The organism is Rhodococcus gordoniae, assembly GCF_001646655.1.
Classification (GTDB): domain Bacteria; phylum Actinomycetota; class Actinomycetes; order Mycobacteriales; family Mycobacteriaceae; genus Rhodococcus; species Rhodococcus gordoniae.
This window is the reverse complement of sequence record NZ_LPZN01000038.1, coordinates 37,404-57,003: the sequence shown is the minus strand read 5'-3', so window position 1 is coordinate 57,003 and position 19,600 is coordinate 37,404. Positions and strand designations below refer to the sequence as shown.

Below are 19,600 nucleotides of genomic sequence, written 5' to 3'. Positions count from 1 at the left end.
ACGGAATACACACCGCTCGACCGCAACCCACGGAACCCACCAGATGCACCGGAGCATCTCGGCCCCGTTCTCGAATGGCTCCAGCCCACCGTGCGCGACCGATACATCGGCGCATTCCTCATAGCGGCAATCTTGGTCGTGTACCTCACCGTCATCAATGGAGACTTTCGCTGGATCCACTGGTGGATCATGTGGGTCATCATCCCTGGAAGTTCACTATTGTTGTTCTTCGGCAAGGGAAACCACTGGACTGCAGCCGGTGCCACCTGGGTCCAATGGCACGACAGCTGGGTCGATACCTACCATCTCACTCGCATCCGCTTCTCCGCTGATGGGCCCAGTCGTGTCCTGCGACTGAAAGACGCCCACGGCAACAAAATCCACTCGTTCAAGATCAGCGAGATTCAGCGCAACCCTGACCTGTGGGATCTGGTCTACAACGGTATCCTTCACTCCGTCGCCTTCGGCAACTGCGACATCGATGCCAAGACCCGCCACATCCTGAAGATCCCCTACGAACTCGGGCCGCGCCCCACCCGAAGCGAACGCACCAGAGGACGGCGGCGTAGAGGGTGAGGACGTCTCCGGGCCTACGGCAGTCGTGAGGCCAGCAACTCCGCCAGATGCGTGCCGCGCCGCGTCGTGAGGTCGCTCAGCTGGGTACGGCACGAGTAGCCGTCGGCGAGGATCACCGCGTCGTCGGATGCCGCCTCGACGGCCGGCAGCAGTTGGGTTCGCGCGACCGCCACCGACACGTCGTAGTGCCCGCGTTCGACTCCGAAATTCCCGGCCAGGCCGCAGCAGCCGGCGAGGCGCTGCACGTCGGCACCCGCGCGTCGCAACAGGGCGGCGTCGGCGCCCCAGCCCATGACGGCGTGGTGGTGGCAGTGGGGTTGTGCGACGATCCGTGTGCCGTCCAGCGACGGCGGTTCCCAGTCGGCGAGGAGTTCGGCGAGGGTCGTGGTGCTGTCGGCCACGAGGCGAGCAGGTGCGGACCCGAGCAGTTCGACCGCGTCGGAACGCAGGACGGCGGTACACGACGGTTCGAGACCGACGATCGGCATGCCGCTGCGGAAGAGTTCGGCGACGGTGCGGCCCAGGATCTTCCGGGCCTGGTCGAGCTGGCCGGTGGTGATCCACGTCAGGCCGCAGCAGCGGGGTTCGTCGGTGAGGTGCACGCTGCGTCCGGCGGCTTCGAGCACGCGCACGGCGGCAACCCCGATCTCCGGGGTGAAGTACTCGGTGAAAGTGTCGACGAACAGCAGCACCGGGTCGCCCGTGCGGGATCGTTGCGAGAGGGTGTCGGCGAACCACTTCCGGAAGGTGCGGGGCGCGAACCTCGGTACACGGCGGCGGCGGTCGAGACCGGCGACGGTCAACCCGAGCGGGGCGACCCCCGGAGCGCGGGCAAGGGCGTTGACGGCGCGTGGTGCACGGGAGGCGATCGCCGCCCACTGCGGCAGCCTGCCGAGACCGTAGTGACTGGCGGGCCGCCTCCGTCCCCGGTAGGTCTGGTGCAGGACTTCGGATTTGAGGGTCGCCATGTCGACCCCGGTCGGACAGTCCGACAGACATCCCTTGCACGACAAGCACAGATCGAGCGCCTCGTGCACTTCCGGCGACTGCCACGACTCGGCGACGAGGTGACCGTTGAGCATCTCCTGCAGCACCCGGGCACGTCCTCGGGTGGAGTCCTTCTCCTCACGGGTCGCGAGGAAGGACGGGCACATCACCCCGCCGGTGCCGGTGTTGTCGGCGCGGCACTTGCCGACCCCGGTACACCGGTGCACGGCCTGCGTGAAGTCGCCGCCGTCCTCGAGATAGCGGAAGGCCAGGCCCTCCCGGATCTTCCGGGCTGCCGGGACGCGCAGGTCGGCGTCGACGGGCCGCGGGTCGACGAGCACGCCGGGGTTGAGGACGTTCTCCGGATCGAAGACCGACTTCACGGCCCCGAACAGTGCGAGCGCGTCGGGTGAGTACATCACGGGCAGCAGTTCGCTCCGGGCACGCCCGTCGCCGTGCTCCCCCGACATCGACCCGCCGTATTCGGCGACGAGTTCGGCTGCCTCGAAGAGGAATTCGCGGAACAGACCCGGAACCTCGAGGGGGATGTCGAGGCGGATGTGGATGCAGCCGTCGGCGAAGTGCCCGTAGGGGTAGCCGGTGACGTCGTATCCGGCGAGCAGTTCCTCGAAATCGCGGAGATAGTCGCCGACGCGGTGGGCGGGGACGGCGGCGTCCTCCCAGCCCGCGTGCGCGGGCAATCCCTTCGGGCTTCTCGCCGACAGGCCGGACCCGTCCTCCCGGATACGCCACAACGCAGCGGCACGCGCCTGGTCCTCGACGTGCAGCAGGTCGGTCGCGGCGGCGGCCTGAGCGAGCGCACATGCCCGGTCGCGGACCTCGTCGGCGTCGTCACCTGCCAGTTCGACGAACAGCCACGCTGCGCCGGAGGGAAGGGGCGGTACCGCGGCCGGTCCGCGCCGGGCGCGGACGATGTCGACGATCCGCGAGTCGAGCCCTTCACATGCTGTGGGCAGGAAACCCAGTAGTCCGTGCGCGGCGTTCCCGGCGGCGACGATGTCGGGATAGCCGAGCACGACCATCGTGCGGAAGGCGGGATCGACGACCAGCTGCACCGTCGCCTCGGTCGTGATCCCGAGCGTGCCCTCGCTACCGACGAACAGCTTCCGGACGTCGAAATCGTTCTCCGGCAGCAGATGCTCGAGTGCATAACCCGACACCTGCCGGCCGAAGCGGCCGAATTCGGTGCGGATGGTCGCAAGGTCGCGGGCGACGATCTCCCGCAACGGTTCCAGCACCGGATCCTCGCCGGGCAGCGACAGCGGGTGCCCGGTGCCGGTGAGTACTTCGAGGGCGACGACGTTGTCGGATGTGCGGCCGTAGCCGAGCGCACGCGCCCCGCACGCGTTGTTGCCGATCATCCCGCCGATCGTGCACCGGTTGTGGGTGGACGGATCGGGACCGAAGCGCAGACCGTGCGGTGCCGCGGCCCGCTGTAGTTCGGCCTGCACGACACCCGGCTGTACCCGCGCGGTCCGGGTCTCGGGGTCGACGGAGAGAACGCGGTTCAGATGACGCGAGAAGTCGAGGACGACGCCGGGCCCGACAGCGTTGCCCGCGAGCGAGGTGCCGGTGCCGCGGGAGGTGAGGGGAACACCCTCGCGCCGGCACACGTCGAGCGTCGCGGCGACGTCGTCGATCGATCGGGCGCGCACCACCGCCTGCGGTGGAACGCGGTACAGGGAGGCGTCGGACGAGTACAGCGCGCGCGTGGTCGAGTCGTCGCAGACCTCCCCGATGCCCGCCGCGCGCAGAGCGCGCCCGATCGGGGTGGAGGTCTTCATAGACAGCGATGCTAGTGGCGGAAACGCCGTGCCGGAGGTGGTCGGGCAGAACCGCGGAAGTGCGCCGGCAGGAGTGCGGCGGCCCTGCCACCGCGGCGCTCGCGCAGTGGCACGCGCCGGCCCCGTGACTCGACTCGCCTAGCATCGACGCTTGTGCCAGCCGATACCACTTCGCCCGGGAAAACCGATTCGTCCGATCCGGCATCGCGCGTCCGCACCGCGCGGATCGTCGCGATCGTGTCGGGGTTGCTCGGGTTCGTGCTGGCGCTGAGCCTGCCCTTCCTGCCGGTACGGCAGGAGATCAGTGAGCTGCAGTGGCCGCAGAACGGCACCGTCGACAGCGTCGAGGCGCCACTCGTCACCTACACCCCGCTCACACTGCGGGTGAGCGTGCCGTGCGCGGCGGCGTCGCAGCTCGGCACCGACGGCGGGACCCTCGTCTCGACCATTCCGTCCGGCTCCCCCGACGCCACCGCCGAGGGCCTCGTGATCCGGGCGGTTCCCGGTGAGGGCGGCGCCCCCGGCACCATCGAGGCCGTCCTGCGCAACTCCGTGCTCGTCTCGGCGCCGCTCGACGCGCCGTGCACGGCGGTGACCGTCGCATCCAACTCCGAACGCACCGCCGCCGAGATCGTGGGTGCGGATCCGCCGGTCACGGTCGAACTGGAAGGTGACGAGCGTCCCCAGGTAGTGGGGGTCTTCAGCGAGCTCACCGGCCCTGCGGAGGCCTTCCAACCCGACGGCGGCGACTCCGCCGAACGACTGTCGGTGCGCGCCGAGCTCGACTCGCGGTTCACCTCGACCCCCACGGTCCTCAAGCTTCTCGCGATGATCGTGTGCGCGCTCGCGACGCTGGTCTCGCTCGTCGCCCTGCATCGACTCGACGGGATCGACGGGCGCCGCGCACGCCGGTTCCTGCCGGCCCGCTGGTGGCGGTTCACCTCCGTGGACGTCGTGGTCGTGGGCACCCTGCTGCTCTGGCATATCGTCGGCGCGAACACTTCGGACGACGGCTACATCCTCAACATGGCGCGGGTGTCCGGTGAGGCCGGGTACATGGCCAACTACTTCCGCTGGTTCGGTGTGCCCGAGGCGCCGTTCGGATGGTTCTACGACGTGCTCGTCGTGTTCGCGCAGGTCTCGACTTCGAGTGTGTGGATGCGTCTGCCCACGCTGGTCGCGGCGATTCTGTGCTGGATGGTGATCGGCCGCGAGGTCATCCCCCGGCTCGGTGTCGCCGTCCGGCACAGCCGGGTGTCGCTGTGGACGGCCGGACTGGTTTTCCTCGCCTTCTGGCTCCCCTACAACAACGGCCTGCGCCCGGAGCCGATCATCGCGGTCGGTGCGCTGCTGACCTGGTGCTCCGTCGAACGCGCCATCGCGACCGGACGCATGTTGCCCGCCGCGATCGCGGTGCTCGTCGCGGCCTTCTCGCTCGCCGCCGGCCCGACCGGCCTGATCGCGGTGGCCGCGCTCCTCGCCGGGCTGCGCCCCCTGGTGAAGGTGCTGGTCGCGCGCCGGCATCTCGTCGGTGTCGTCGCGCCCCTCGCACCGATCCTCGCGTCGGGCACCGTCGTGCTCATCGCGGTCTTCGCCGACCAGACGCTCGCGTCGGTCCTCGAGGCGACCCGTGTGCGCTCGGCCGTGGGCCCGAACGTGCCGTGGTTCGACGAGCGGCTGCGCTGGGACGCACTGCTCACCGTCTCCCCCGACGGTTCGCTGGCCCGCCGGTTCGGTGTGTTCGTGATGCTGTTGTGCCTGGTCGTGTGCGTCATGCTGATCCTGCGCAAGGGCCGCATCCCGGGCACCGCGATCGGACCCTCGCGGCGCATCCTCGGCATCGTCTTCGCGTCGCTGCTGCTCATGATGCTCACGCCCACGAAGTGGACGCACCATTTCGGTGTGTACGCGGGCCTGGCCGCGTCGGTGGCGGCGCTCGCCGCGATCGGGGTGGGAGCGGTCGGTATCCGCTCGGCGCGCAACCGGGCGCTGTTCACCGCCGGGGTGCTGTTCGTCCTGGCCATGGCGTTCACCGGCTCGAACGGCTGGTGGTATGTCTCGAGCTACGGCATCCCGTGGTGGGACAAGCCGCCGTCGATCTCCGGCCACGCCTTCTCCACGGCACTGCTCGCACTGACGGTGCTCACACTGCTCCTCGCCGCGTGGTTCCACCTGCGCGAGCCGTTCACTACGCCACGCCCCGACCGCAACGGCAGGGTGCGGGCCCTGGCGTCGGCGCCGCTCACGCTGGTCGCGGCGGCGGTGGTGGTGTTCGAGGTGTTGTCCCTGCTCAAGGGCGCGGTCTCGCAGTACCCGGCCTATTCGATCGCCAAGTCGAACGCGGCGGCGCTCACCGGCAACCACTGCGCCCTCGCCGACGAAGTGCTCGTGGAGACCGACCCGAACGCGACCATGCTTCAGCCCCTCGACGGGGATCCGGGCAAGGCCCTGGGTGCCGGTACCGCCGTCGGTTTCACCCCGAACGGAGTGGCGCTCGACCTCACGGCCGACGCGGAGACCACCACGACCGGTGGCGCCAACACCGTCGACAGCGAGGAGGGCGGCACCACCACCTCCACGAGCGCCGGCACCGAGGGTGGACGCACCAGCGACGAAGGCATCAACGGCAGCACCGTGAAGCTGCCGTTCGGACTCGACCCGCAGACCACCCCGGTCCTCGGCAGCTACCGCACCGGGGTGCAGCAGTCGGCCGAACTCGAGTCCGGCTGGTACGCGCTGCCCGAGCGCACCGCTGAGACACCGCTGCTGGTCGTGACCGCCGCGGGACGCGTGCGCTATGTCGACCCCGACGGCGTCATCACCCCCGGTCAGGACGTGGTGCTGGAATTCGGATCGTCGTCCGGGGACGACGTGACGCCGCTGGCCACGCTCGCACCGATCGATATCGGCCCGTCGCCCTCGTGGCGCAACCTGCGCGTGCCGAGCGACGCGATCCCCGCCGACGCCGACGCCGTCCGGATCGTCGTGAACGACGGTGACCTCTCCTCCGATCAGTGGGTCGCGGTCACCCCGCCGCGGATGCCGCGCATGGAGACCCTCCAGGAGGTCGTCGGATCCGACGCTCCGGTGCTGATCGACTGGTCGGTGGGCCTCGCCTTCCCGTGCCAGCGTCCGTTCGGCCACCGCAACGGTGTCGCCGAGGTCCCCGAGTACCGCATCCTGCCCGACCGCGTCGGGGCCGACGCGACGAACGGCTGGCAGGACGACATCGGCGGTGGCCCGCTCGGCTGGATCCCCTTGCTGCTGAACGCCGAGACGGTGCCCACCTATCTGAATCACGACTGGGATCGCGACTGGGGATCGCTCGAGCGGTACCTCCCGATCGATCCGGAGGCCTCCCCTGCCGAGGTCGCCACCGACGTGACGACCCGCTCCGGCCTGTGGTCACCCGGCCGCATCCGTGACGGGGTTCCGGTCCTGTTGGAGTAAGGGCGAGTGCCGTCACACCACGTCGCCGGATACCATCGACTCCCGTGCCCGACGACGTGACGACCTCACCCGCGCCCACTCCGACCGCCCCACGGTCGATGGGCGAGGACCTTCGCACTCGGTACCGGACCGCGCGGCTCGTCGCCGTCGTCGCCGGGCTGCTCGGCATGATCTCGGCACTGGCCACACCGTTCCTTCCGGTCCGCGTGACCGAGGCGACGATGTCGTGGCCGCAGGACGCGGCGGCGACCGACGTCGAGCTGCCGTTGATGTCGCAGGTCCCCCTGCAGTTCCGCGCCACCGTGCCGTGCACCGCCATCGCGGGGATGCCCGCCGACGGCGGCATGCTGCTCGCGACCGCCCCCACCAGCGGACAGGACGCCGCGCTCAACGCCATGTTCGTACGGGTCGGCGACGAGAACGTCGATGTCCTCGACCGCAACGTGGTGGTCGCGACCGCACCGCGCGCCGACGTCGAGTCGGGTGCGTGCAGCGAACTGCGGATCTTCTCCGACTCCGAACGCACCACCGCGGAGTTCGTCGGCCTCTCGGACGAGAACGGCAACCCGCGGGCCGGCGAGCTCACCGGCGACCTGCGACCGCTCGTCGTCGGTGTGTTCAGCGACCTGCCGACCGCCGTTCCCGGCCTCGACGTCACTGTGGACGTCGACTCCCGGTTCACGTCGTCGCCGACTCTGGTGAAGTCCCTCGCGATGATCCTTGCTGTGCTGTCGACGGCGCTCGCGCTCGGCGCGCTGGCCAAGCTCGACGGCACGGACGGTCGGGGGCACCGCCGGTTCCTGCCGTCCCGGTGGTGGAAGTTCACCGGCGTCGACGTCGTCGTCGTCGTCACGCTCGTCGGCTGGCACTTCTTCGGTGCGAACACCTCGGACGACGGTTACCTGCTGACCATGGCCAGGGCGGCGGAGAACTCCGGCTACATGGCCAACTACTTCCGCTGGTTCGGTGTCCCCGAAGCTCCCTTCGGCTGGTACTACGACGTGCTGGCGGCCTTCGCGAAGATCTCCACGGCCAGCCCGTGGATGCGCATCCCGGCGCTGATCGCCGGAATCCTGTGCTGGATGGTCATCAGCCGTGAGGTGGTGCCCCGTCTCGGCCGGGCCGTGCGGCACAATCGCATCGCATTGTGGACCGGCGGGCTGGTCTTCCTCGCCTTCTGGCTGCCGTACAACAACGGTCTGCGGCCCGAGCCGATCGTCGCGCTCGGTGCGCTGCTCACCTGGTGCTCGATCGAACGCGCCATCGCGACCGGTCGTCTGCTGCCCGCCGCGACGGCGGTGTTCATCGGCGCCTTCACCCTCGCCGCGGCTCCGACCGGCCTCATGTGTATCGCCGCGCTCATCGCCGGCATCCGGCCGATGACGCGGATCATCGTGCGCCGCCACCGGGAGGTCGGCACCCTGCCGCTGCTCGCCCCGATCGGTGCCGCCGGGATGCTCGTGCTGGTCGTGGTGTTCTCGGATCAGACGCTCGCCGCGGTCCTCGAGGCGACCCGCGTGCGCACCATCATCGGCCCCAACGAGGAGTGGTGGAACGACTTCCTCCGCTACTACTACCTGATGGTTCAGACCGTCGACGGTTCGCTGCCGCGCCGCTTCGCGTTCCTCGTCATGCTGCTGTGCCTGTTCACCACGCTGTTCGTGCTGCTGCGCCGCCGCCGCATCCCCGGGGTCGCCGTGAGCCCGACCTGGCGTCTGCTCGGCATCGTCTTCGGCACGATCTTCTTCATGATGTTCAACCCCACGAAGTGGACCCACCACTTCGGGGCGTACGCAGGCATCGCCGGGTCGCTCGCGACGGTCACCGCCGTGGTGGTCTCCGCGAGCGCGTTGCGGTCGCGGCGCAACCGCACGATCTTCCTCGCCGGACTGCTGTTCGTCCTGGCGGTGTCGTTCGCGGGTATCAACGGCTGGTGGTACGTCTCGAGCTACGGCGTGCCGTGGTTCGACAAGACCGTCTCGCTGAGCGGCTACCAGTCCAGTTCGCTGTTCTTGATCCTGTTCGGTCTCGCCCTCGTGCTCGTCGCGTGGCAGTACCTCCGCGAGGGCTACGCACCGCCGCCGGAGTCGCCCGAGACGAGGAAGGGCCGGCGGATCCGCGCCCTCGCGGCCGCGCCGCTCACGGTCGTCGCCGCGGCGATGGTGCTGTTCGAGGTGTTGTCGCTGCTCAAGGGCGCGGTGTCGCAGTACCCGGCGTACTCGCTCGCCCGCTCGAACATCGGTGCGGTCGCCGGTCAGACCTGCGGTCTCGCGAACGACGTGCTCGTCGAGGCGGACCCCGACGAGGGGCGCCTCGAACCGATCATCGACCCCACCGATCCCCCGGCGAACGGTGATCCGCTCGCCGGTGCTGCGCCGCGCGGCTTCACTCCCGACGGCGTGCCGTCCGACCTGACCGCCGATTACGTCGAGGTGAAGCCCGGTCAGGGCAATACCGACAACCAGAGCGTCGGCCCGACCTTCGAGACCGGCGCGGGCGGCGGCACCACGGGCGGCTCGGGTGAGCAGACCGTCAACGGCAGCACCGTACGTCTGCCCTTCGGACTCGATCCGGCCGTCACCCCGGTGCTCGGCAGCTACCAGGACGGTGTGCAGGAACCCGCCTCGCTCACCTCGAGCTGGTACGCACTGCCGGACATCACCGACGAGACCCCGCTGATCGTGATCTCCGCGGCCGGGCGCATCTGGTCGTACGACGACACCGGGGCACTGACCTACGGCCAGTCGCTGCTGGTCGAGTACGGCACCCGCCAGGCCGACGGCAGTGTCGAGGCGAAGGGCACCTACCTGCCGCGCGACATCGGTCCTGCGCCGTCGTGGCGGAACCTGCGTGTACCCCTCGCCGACCTGCCCGACGACGTCGACGCCGTCCGTATCGTCGCCAACGACCCCAACCTCACCGGCGACCAGTGGCTGGCGTTCACGCCGCCGCGCGTCCCGACGCTCGAGCGACTCGATACCCAGCTCGGTTCCGAACAGCCGCTCCTGCTGGACTGGGCCGTGGGCCTGCAGTTCCCGTGCCAGCGGCCGTTCGACCACTGGGCGGGCGTCGCCGAGATGCCGAACTACCGGATCCTTCCCGACCGTCCGCTCGCGGTGTCGTCGACCGACACCTGGCAGTCCGCCGACAACGGTGGCCCGCTCGGCTTCGCGGAGGTCCTGGCGCGACCCGAGCAGGTTCCCACCTACCTGGAGAACGACTGGGGCCGCGACTGGGGTTCGGTGGAGCGGTACGTGCGCTTCTACCCCAACGCGCAGCCGGCAGAACTGACCACCACCGAGGTGACGAGGTCCGGGTTGTGGAAACCCGCGCCGATGCGCGTCTACGAGTGACGGATGAGGCGCGAGTAACGGAAGTGACGCCGACGGGCGACACACAGGGCATGACGACCTCGAGAAAGATCGCATTCACGGCAGCCCTGGGCGCGGCGCTCGCGCTCGGTGTGGTCACCGCTCCCGCAGCGTCCGCGGAGCCTGTGGCGGCTACGACCCTGAGCCCGGTGATCGGCGCGGTCGGTGGCACCGGTTCCGCAGGGTGGGGAGGTCTCCTCGTCAACGAAGGCGTGACCGTCGGTGTGGACCCCGAGCGTCCCGGCTTCTCGCGATTCGGCAGCAGCTTCCGGTGCCCGTGCCTCGTGAACTGGACGAACGTCACCACCGGACAGCGTGGCACCGTCACCCTGCCGATCTACCCGCCCATCCCCTCCGCAGGGTGGGAATACCCCTGGTTCGAGACCGGCTCCGGACGTATCGAGGCGGTCGTGACGACCACCGACATCACCTTCCTGCCGGGCCGGGGTTCCTGGACCGTTCCCTGACCCTCGGCCCGGTAGGGCGGCGTCGGATGCACACGACGGGGCCTGTGCACGCACTGGTGCACAGGCCCCGTCGGCAACGGCTCTACAGCGGCAGCAGGTGATGCTTCCGCGGGTTCTTGAACACTTCCTTGTCGCGAAGAAGGTTCAGCGCCTTGCGGATTTCGAGACGGGTGGTCGACGGCTCGATCACCGCGTCGACATATCCGCGCTCGGCCGCGATGTACGGCGTCGCGACATGCTCGTTGTAGAAGTTGATGAGCTGCTGGCGGACCGCCGGAGCGTTCTCGCCCGCGGCCTCGATCTGCCGGCGCCCGATCACCGCGACAGCCGATTCGGCACCCATCACGGCGATACGCGCGGTGGGCCACGCGAAGTTGATGTCGGCGCCGAGCTGCTTCGATCCCATCACCGCGTAACCGCCGCCGTAGGCCTTGCGGACCACGACCGTCACCTTCGGGACCGACGCCTCGACGTACGAGAACAGGAACCGGCCGCCCCGCTTGATGACGCCGATCTTCTCCTGCTCGACACCGGGCAGGAAGCCCGGGGTGTCGACGACGAACACGAGCGGGATGTCGTAGGCGTCGCACACGCGCACGAAGTGCGCCGCCTTGTCGGCGGCGGCCGCATCGAGCGCACCCGACAGGTACAGCGGCTGGTTCGCCACCACGCCCACCGCCCGGCCGTCGACGCGGGCGTAGCCGGTGATGATGTTCGGCGCGGTCTGCGCGCGGACCTCGAGGAAGTCGCCGTCGTCGAAGATCTTCAGCAGGATGTCGTGCATGTCGTAGCCGGAGTTGTCGGCATCGGGCATGAACGTGTCGAGTTCGAGGTCGTCGGGGGTGATCTCCGGTTCGAGACCGGGATTGACGACCGGCGGCTTCTCCTGCGCATTGGACGGCATGTAGCTCAGGTACTGCCGCACCCACTCGAAGGCGGCCTTCTCGTCGGGTGCGACGTGGTGCACGTTGCCGTACTCGGCCTGCTTGCGGGCGCCGCCGAGTTCCTCGAGGCTGACGTCCTCGCCGGTGACGGCCTTGATGACGTCGGGCCCGGTGACGAACATGTGGGCGCCTTCGGTGGCGACCACGACGTCGGTGTTGATCGGCGCGTAGACCGCACCGCCGGCGCAGTTGCCGACGATCACGGAGATCTGCGGGCACAGACCCGACAACGGCTCGTGACGCTTGCCGATCTCGCCGTACCACGCGAGCGAGGTGACGGCGTCCTGCACGCGGGCACCACCGGAGTCGTTGATACCGACCACCGGGCAGCCGACCTTGAGCGCGAAGTCGAGGACCGCGGCGACCTTGCGACCGAACATCTCACCGACGCTGCCACCGAAGACCGTCTGGTCGTGGGAGAACACCGCGACGGGACGGCCGTCGACCGTGCCGTGCCCGACGACGACGGCGTCGCCGTACATGGCGTCGTCGCGGCCGGGCGTCTTCATCAGCGCGCCGATCTCGACGAAGCTGCCCCTGTCGAGCAGCATGTCGATGCGCTCGCGGGCGCTCGGGATGCCCTTCTTCGCGCGCTTGGCGACGGCGAGTTCGCCCGCAGGCTCCTTCGCCACCTCCAGCTTCTCGCGCAGCTCGGCCAGCTTCTGTGCCGTGGTGCTCACTTCTTCGTTCAGCTCCTCGAGGCCTCGATGTCGGCCAGCTTGCGGGTCAGGTCTTCCCCCACCTTCGAGATGTACGGCTCGTCGACGATCTGCAGGTGATCGCCGCCGACGTGTACGACCTCGAGATCTCCGACGACCTCGCCCCACCCACCGTCGGGCTGCCGGGTGCCGAAGGCCGGCTCGAGATCGATCGCGTCGTCGTGGTACTTGTCGGCCATGTACAGCACGACCTTGCCGTCGTAGGGCGCGAGATCCGCGGTCTGGATGGCACGGTTGTCGAGCCACGACGTGCGCTGGTGCTCGATGATGCCGCCGGGGATCTGCGCTCCGCTCAACTCGAGCAGCCCCATCAGGATGCCGATCTGCTCCTCGTCGCTGCCGGCCTCGGCCAGCAGGTCGTAGGGCAGCGGCGCGTCGATCCCGTAGGTCTTCTTCGCGAACGCCGAGTAACGCTGCCAGCGCTTGCGGATCTCCTCGGGCGTGTCCTCGACCTTCTCACCGGCCATGACCGTGTCGATGAGACCGACGAGACGCACGTCCTTGCCCTTCTCACGCAGCAGACGGGCCACCGCGTAGGCGAGGACACCACCGAGCGACCAGCCGCACAGCACATACGGCCCGTCGCCCTGGATCTCCTCGACGAGCGGCAGGTACGCCTGGGCGCGGGTGTCGATCGGACCCTCGGTGCGCTCGAAACCGAACACCGGGGTGCGCGCCGGCAGGCGGCGCAGCAGCGGCTCGTACGCGACGGTCGATCCGCCCGCGGGGTGGAAGACGAAGACCGGCACGGCGTCCGATCCCTCGGCGCGGGGCCGCAGCGTGCGCACCAGACCGTCGATGCGGTCGGCGGATTCGAGGTGCTGCCGCACGGTCTCGGCGAGCTGCTCGACGGTCGACGCGGCGAGCACGTCGTCGACGGTGATCTCGCCCTCGGACCGCTCGGTCAGCCGGGCGGCGAGCCGCTCGGCGTCGGCGCGGTCGAGCTTCGGCAGCGGGTTGAAGATGCCCTTGGCCGACTTGCCGGTGATCACCGCCCAGGAGGCGAAGGTCAACCGTTCCGCGGCGTCGCGCGGCGGCACGTCGACTCCGCTCGACTCCTGCTCGGGTTCGGTCGCTGCCGTTGCCTCGGCCGTGGCTTGCGCTTCGGCCTCGGCGAGGATCTGCTCGGCCTCGCCCACCGCGGTGGTGTCCTCGACCTGCGGGAGCTCGTCCCGTTCTGCAGTGGCTGCCCGTTCGGCTGCCTTCTCGGCGGCCTGCTGCTCGGCGAGCTGCGCGACCTCCTCGCGATTCTCGACGGCGTACCGCAGGTACTTCGAGACGTCGCGCAGACTCGCGTCCTTGACCGCCGACAGCTGCAGCTGCGGGATGTCGAACTCGTACTCGACGCGGTTCTTGATGCGGACGGCCATGAGTGAGTCGAGACCCAGTTCGATGAGTGGGATCTCGGCCGGCAGGTCCTCGGGCGCGTAGCCCATGGACTCGGCGACGATCAGCGTCAGGCGGTCGTCGAGGGTCTGCGATCCGTTCGGATCCCACTTGTCGCCGAACGACTCCACGACCTCGGGCAGCTCCTCGGCCTGTGCGGCGGGCTTCGCAGCAGCCGCGACGGGTGCGGGCAGCGGCTCACCGGAGGTGACGACACCCTCGTGGACGAGCGTGAAACCGTCGCCGGTGTTCGCGTGCACCTGCAGCGACGCGCCACCCGGATGCCGGGTGAGAGTCGTGGTGAGGGTGCCGGTCGCGGGGACGCCGGTGTGCGGGATGGACGCGGTGAGCGTGACATCGGACAGCACCTGCGAGGCCGCCGCGACGAGCAGCTCGGCCGTGTCCGTGACGGCGGAGGCCTGCACCTCCCAGACGTAGCGGCCGTCGGGCAGAGCGACCCGGGCGCCGGGCGCACGGCCGTTGCCGGAGGTGCCGATGCGGGCGTCGACCCAGTACGGCTTGCGGAGGAAGGCGGTGCGCGGCAGGTCGGCGTAATCGCCTTCCGGCAGCAGGGTCTTCAGGTCGACCGCCTGCCCGTGCACGTACAGCTGTGCGAGGGCGGCGAGGACGCCGAGGGACTCGTCCTCCTTGCGCTTGAGCGTCTGGATGAACTGGCCGTCCTGTACACCGGCGTCGAAGGCCGTCGCCGCGACCGACATGAGCGTCGCGGGGTTCGCGTTGAGCTCGACGAAGGTGGTGTGCCCGTCGGACAGGGCCTGCCGGATCGCCTGGGTGAAGTACACGCTGTGGCGCATGCCCTTGGTCCAGTACTCGACGTCGTGGATACCGTCGTGACCTGCGCGGTAGAGGGTCTCCTGGTCGACCGAGGAGTACAGGTCGACCTTCAGGCGGTGCGGTTCGATGCCGGCGAGTTCGGCCGCGAGCTCGCCGAGGATCGGATCGACCTGCGAGGTGTGGCTCGCGCCCTTGGTCTGCAGGACCCGGGCGAACTTCTCCTCTGCCTCGGCACGCGCGACGATCGCGTTGACCTGCTCCTGCGGGCCACCGATGACGGTGTGGGTCGGCGCCGCGTAGACGCAGACCTCGAGCTGCGGGAAGTCGGGCAGCACGTCGGTGATCTCGGCGGCGCTGTACTCGACGAGGGCCATGAGACGGATGTCGTCGCCGGTCAGGCCGGACTCGGCCTCACCCATCAGACGCGAGCGCGAGCAGATGACGCGCACGGCGTCCTCGAGCGACAGTCCGCCCGAGATGTAGGCGCCGGCGGCCTCACCCATCGAGTGACCGACGACCGCGGCGGGCTCGGCGCCGTGGTGACGCAGCAGCGCGGCGAGACCGATCTGGATCGTGAAGATGCCGACCTGCGCGGTCTCGACGTCGTAGTCCTGACCGTCGTCGAGGAACTTCTCCTTCATGGAGTAGCCCGACTCGTCGTAGATCAGCTCGTCGACTTCGTCGACGGCCGCGGCGAAGACCGGGTTCTCGAGGTACAGCTGCTTGGCCATCTTGCGGTGCTGGGCACCGAAACCGGACAGCACCCACACCGCGCCCTTGGATGCGGGAGCGTCGGCGGTGAACACGCCCTGTGCGGGCTTGCCGGCGGCGACGGCACGCAGACCGGCGATGGCCTCGCCGTGGTTGCTCGCCACGACGATCGCGCGGGACCGGCCGTGGTTGCGGCGCGCGAGCGTGCGGGCGACGTCGACGAGCGGCGTCGTGCTGCCCTTCTCCGTCTCGAGCCAGTCGGCGAGGTCGGCGGCCGCACGACGGCGGCGTGACGGCATCGCGGCCGAGACGGCGAGCAGCACGGGCAGCTCCCGAGCAGTCTCGGGCTTCTCCTCCGTCTGTTCCTCGAAGGCTGCCGGGATGTCCTCGGGCAACACCTCGACCTCGGCCTCGGAGGCTTCGAGATGAGCGGGGCCGGTGTACTCGCGCACCACGACATGGGCGTTGGTGCCACCGAAACCGAATCCGGACACACCCGCGACGGCCCGGCCGGTGTAACGCGGCCACGTCGCGCCATCGGGGATGACCTTCAGATGAGCGCTGTCGAACGGGATGTACGGGTTGGGCGCCGTGTAGTTGAGCGTCGGCGGGAGCCGGTCGTTCTGCATCGCGAGAACGACCTTGATGAGACCGGCCGCACCGGCGGCGGACTCGAGGTGACCGAAATTGGTCTTGGCCGAGCCGAGCAGGACCGGCTTGTCGTCCTCGCGGCTGCGGCCGACGACACGGCCGAGCGCGTCGGCCTCGATCGGGTCGCCGAGCACAGTGCCGGTGCCGTGCGCCTCGATGTAGTCGACACCGGACGGCAGGATCTGCGCGTCGCGGTAGGCGCGGCGGAGCACGTCGACCTGAGCTTCGGGGTTGGGGGCGGCCAGACCGTTGGAACGGCCGTCCTGGTTGACGGCCGAACCGGCGATGACGGCGAGAATGTCGTCGCCGTCGCGCTCGGCGTCCTCGAGACGCTTGAGCACGACGAGACCGCCGCCCTCGGCGCGGATCATGCCGTCGGCGTCGGCGGAGAACGCCTTGATGCGGCCGTCGGGGGCCATCACGCCGAGTTCGTCGAAGCCGAGGGTGCCGGCCGGGGCGAGCAGCATGTTGACGCCGCCGGCGAGGGCGACATCGGCCTCACCGTTGCGCAGCGCCCGCACGGCCTGGTGCACAGCGACCAGCGACGACGAGCACGCCGTGTCGAGTGTGACCGACGGGCCGTGGAAGTCGTAGAAGTACGACACGCGGTTGGCGATGACCGCGGTGGAGGTGCCGGTGAGCGCGTAGGGATGCGCTGCGGACGGGTCGCCGACCGCGAGGAGCATGTAGTCGCTCGCCGAGCTGCCGATGAACACACCGACCGAGCCGCCCTTGAGCTCGCTCGGCGGGATGTGTGCGTGCTCGAGCGCCTCCCAGGTGAGTTCCAGCGCGAGCCGCTGCTGCGGGTCGACCATCTCGACCTCGCGCGGCGACATCGCGAAGAACTCGGCGTCGAAGCCCTTGACGTCGCCGAGGTAGCCGCCCTTGGTGTTGGCGTTGCGGATCGACTCCCACACCGCCGGGTCGTTCTCGAACTCCGACCAGCGGCCTTCGGGCAGATCGCTGATGCCGTCGCGTCCGGACGCCAGCAGCTCCCACATCTGTTCGGGGGTGTCGACGTTGCCCGGGAAACGGGTGGACAGGCCGACGATGGCGATGTCCTTCGAACCCGCCACCGCACCGACCGTGTACAGGGCGGAGTCGTCGTCGGCGGGGGCCTCGGGCTCACCCTCGATGATGCGCGTCGCGAGGGACGCGATCGTGGGGTGCTGGTAGGCGATCGTCGCGTTCAGCGTGACACCGAGGAGTTCCTCGATCTCACCCGCCATGGCGACGGCGTCCCGGGAGGACAGACCGAACTCCTCCATCGGACGATCGTCCGAGATCTGGGAGACCGGCTGGCCGGTCGCGTCGGCGATCCAGTTGCGCAGCCATTCGCGCAGCTGCGCGACCGTCATTTCAGTGTCAGACATCAACCCACCACGCTACCCGGGAAAGAGGACATTCGTTCTCACACGCTGTCCGGGAAGGCCTGCTGCTGGTAGCCACCACGCAGCGTTCCCTCGACATATGCGGTCTTGCACGCCCGCCGCGCGATCTTTCCGCTGGACGTACGGGGGATGGAACCGGCCGGCACGAGCAGCACGTCGCGCGCGGTGACACCGTGCCGGGACGAGATCGCTGCCCGCACCGCGTCGGCGATCGGCTGCGGATCGGCCTTGCCGGCACCGGGAGCGCGCTCGGCGACGATCACGAGCTGCTCCGACGAGTCGTCGGCGTCGAACTGCAGGCCGGAGGCGTCGTTGTCGAAGACCTCGCGCGGCAGCTGGTTGGCCGGCACCGCGAAGGCCGCCACGAAGCCGGGGCGCAGCGCGGAGCTGGCCTCCTGCGCGGAGAACTCCAGATCCTGCGGGTAGTGGTTGCGTCCGTCGACGATCACGAGGTCCTTGACGCGACCGGTGATGTAGAGCTCGCCGTCGATGTAGACGCCGTAGTCGCCGGTGCGCAGCCAGGTGCCGTCGTCCGGGGTGCCCTCGGCGTGGCTGCCCTCGGGCAGGCGCTTGGTGATGCGGTTGTGGAAGGTGTTGTCGGTTTCTTCCTTGCGGCCCCAGTAACCGATACCCATGTTCTCGCCGTGCAGCCAGATCTCGCCGACCTGCTCGTCGGGCATCTCGGTGCCGGTCTCGGCGTCGACGATCGCGGCCCACTGGCTGCGCGCGACGTAGCCGCAGGAGACCTGCGGGATGGCGTTCTCGGCGTCGGGCTCGACACGCACGATCCGGCCGGCGTTGAGGGCGGTGCGGTCGACGTGGATGACCTTCGCCTCGTCGCTGTGACGGGTGGAGGAGACGAACAGCGTGGCCTCGGCCATGCCGTAGGACGGCTTGATCGCCGTACGGGGCAGGCCGTAGGGGCCGAATGCCTCGTTGAACTTGCGCATCGACGAGGTGGTGACAGGCTCGCTGCCGTTGATCAGGCCGATCACATTGCTGAGGTCGAGTTCTTCACCCGGTTTGGGGACCGCACGGGCCGCGGCGTGCTCGAATGCGAAGTTCGGCGCGGCGGCGAAGGTGCCGGCGCCGTCGGAGACGGCGGCGAGCTCGCGGATCCAGCGGCTCGGGCGGGCCACGAAGGCACGCGGACTCATGATGGTGATGTACTTGCCGCCGACCGCGGGCAGGATCACGGTGAGCAGACCCATGTCGTGGAACAGCGGCAGCCAGGTGACGCCGCGCGACGACTCGTTCAGCTCGATGGAGTCGGCCATCTGGATGACGTTGGTGAGCACCGACCGGTGGGTGATCTCGACACCGGCGGGAACGCGGGTCGAACCGGAGGTGTACTGCAGGTAGGCGATGTCGTCGGTGCCGATGGGCGGCCGGTTCCAGGATTCGGCGACCGCGTCGGGAATGGCGTCGACGGCGATGACGCGGGGACGCTGCGCTGCGGGGAGCGGACGGAAGAACTGCCGCACGCCGGCCGCGGACGAGGTGGCGGTGAGGATCGCGCTGGGTGTGCAGTCGCCCAGAACGGCGTGCAGTCGATCGGTGTGGCCGGGTTCGTCGGGATCGAAGAGCGGCACCGCGATGGTGCCGGCGTAGATCGCGGCGAAGAAGGACACGACGTAGTCGAGCCCCTGCGGAGCGAGGATCGCGACGCGGTCGCCGGGAGCGGTGACCTGCTGCAGGCGCGCGGCGATGGCTTTGATGCGCACGCCGAACTGGTCCCAGGTCAGCTCGTGTACCTCGCCGTCGCGTTCCCGCGAGTAGTCGATGTACCGGTAGGCGAGGTCGTCACCGTTTGAAGCGAAGTTCTCTTCGAGGTGATCGAGCAGGGTCTGCCCTTCCGGCAGCCTGATCCGCCCGTTCTCATCGATGAACTCTTCGAACCCGACGCTCAATTCCTTCTCCCTGTCGAAGCGATCCCACAACCACTCGACATGGTTGCGCCACTAACTTTTCCTCCGCGCCGGCGGATCGTCGTACCCACACCGCCCCCCACGGCTTCCGGCGGTCCACTCGTCGAATGTGTCCATCGACCCCAGATCACGGATATGTTACAGATCGGCATCACGCGCACCCTCGCGAAGTGCGGTCGCCGGGAGGGAACGATTCCCCGTGCTTACGGGAAACCCAAAGATACGACATGGTCGTCTTCACGCACACATTCCGCGCCCGTCGAACGAGACGAGCGCACGATCCGATTGTGTGCGGCGGGTTTTCGGCGCCGGTACCGGCCGGCGGTGCAGCCCGTCGCCCTCATCTGCCCAGGAACGACGCCCGGATACGTACGACCGACCGATACGAGAGCTCGTGACAAGGATCATTCCCCGTCGCG

Annotated in this window: 8 protein-coding genes; 4 read left to right on the top strand and 4 right to left on the bottom strand. The window is 69.2% G+C overall.

Features of this window, described 5'->3' with window-relative positions; translation table 11 throughout:
- Nucleotides 1–576: hypothetical protein (locus A8G18_RS23080; protein WP_245207888.1), on the top strand; the 576-nt coding region annotated here is incomplete at its 5' end.
- A 14-nt stretch (nt 577–590) separates the two neighbouring features.
- On the opposite strand, the gene A8G18_RS15095 is transcribed toward A8G18_RS23080, so the two are convergent.
- A complete protein-coding gene (locus A8G18_RS15095; protein WP_064064507.1) occupies nt 591–3,368 on the bottom strand; it encodes an FAD-binding and (Fe-S)-binding domain-containing protein in 2,778 nt (925 codons plus the stop codon).
- A 153-nt stretch (nt 3,369–3,521) separates the two neighbouring features.
- Here A8G18_RS15095 and A8G18_RS15090 point away from each other — a divergent pair, with 153 nt between their 5' ends.
- The 3 genes from A8G18_RS15090 to A8G18_RS15080 are packed head-to-tail and all read left to right on the top strand — an operon-like array spanning nt 3,522 to nt 10,656.
- Nucleotides 3,522–6,818 (top strand): arabinosyltransferase domain-containing protein, encoded by a 3,297-nt coding sequence (locus A8G18_RS15090; RefSeq protein WP_064064506.1) that lies wholly within the window; start codon nt 3,522–3,524, stop codon nt 6,816–6,818.
- A gap of 44 nt (nt 6,819–6,862) precedes the next feature.
- Nucleotides 6,863–10,171 carry an arabinosyltransferase domain-containing protein gene (locus tag A8G18_RS15085; RefSeq protein WP_064064505.1) on the top strand — a complete coding sequence of 1,103 codons (3,309 nt, stop codon included), beginning with the start codon at nt 6,863–6,865 and terminating at the stop codon, nt 10,169–10,171.
- A 50-nt stretch (nt 10,172–10,221) separates the two neighbouring features.
- Nucleotides 10,222–10,656, top strand: coding sequence for a hypothetical protein (locus tag A8G18_RS15080; protein WP_064064504.1), 435 nt, complete (start codon nt 10,222–10,224; stop codon nt 10,654–10,656).
- Nucleotides 10,657–10,738: 82 nt separating this feature from the next.
- Here A8G18_RS15080 and A8G18_RS15075 read toward each other — a convergent pair whose 3' ends face one another.
- Genes A8G18_RS15075 through fadD32 form a run of 3 tightly spaced genes read right to left on the bottom strand, consistent with a single transcriptional unit; the run spans nt 10,739 to nt 19,163 of the window.
- Entirely contained in the window at nt 10,739–12,280 is a 1,542-nt protein-coding gene (locus A8G18_RS15075) for an acyl-CoA carboxylase subunit beta (protein WP_016931449.1), read from the bottom strand.
- Nucleotides 12,281–12,288: 8 nt separating this feature from the next.
- On the bottom strand, nt 12,289–17,220 hold the full coding sequence (pks13, locus tag A8G18_RS15070; RefSeq protein ID WP_115311520.1) for a polyketide synthase Pks13: 4,932 nt from the start codon (nt 17,218–17,220) through the stop codon (nt 12,289–12,291).
- A 53-nt stretch (nt 17,221–17,273) separates the two neighbouring features.
- A complete protein-coding gene (fadD32, locus tag A8G18_RS15065; RefSeq protein ID WP_064064502.1) occupies nt 17,274–19,163 on the bottom strand; it encodes a long-chain-fatty-acid--AMP ligase FadD32 in 1,890 nt (629 codons plus the stop codon).
- Between the last annotated feature and the right edge of the window lie 437 nt (nt 19,164–19,600).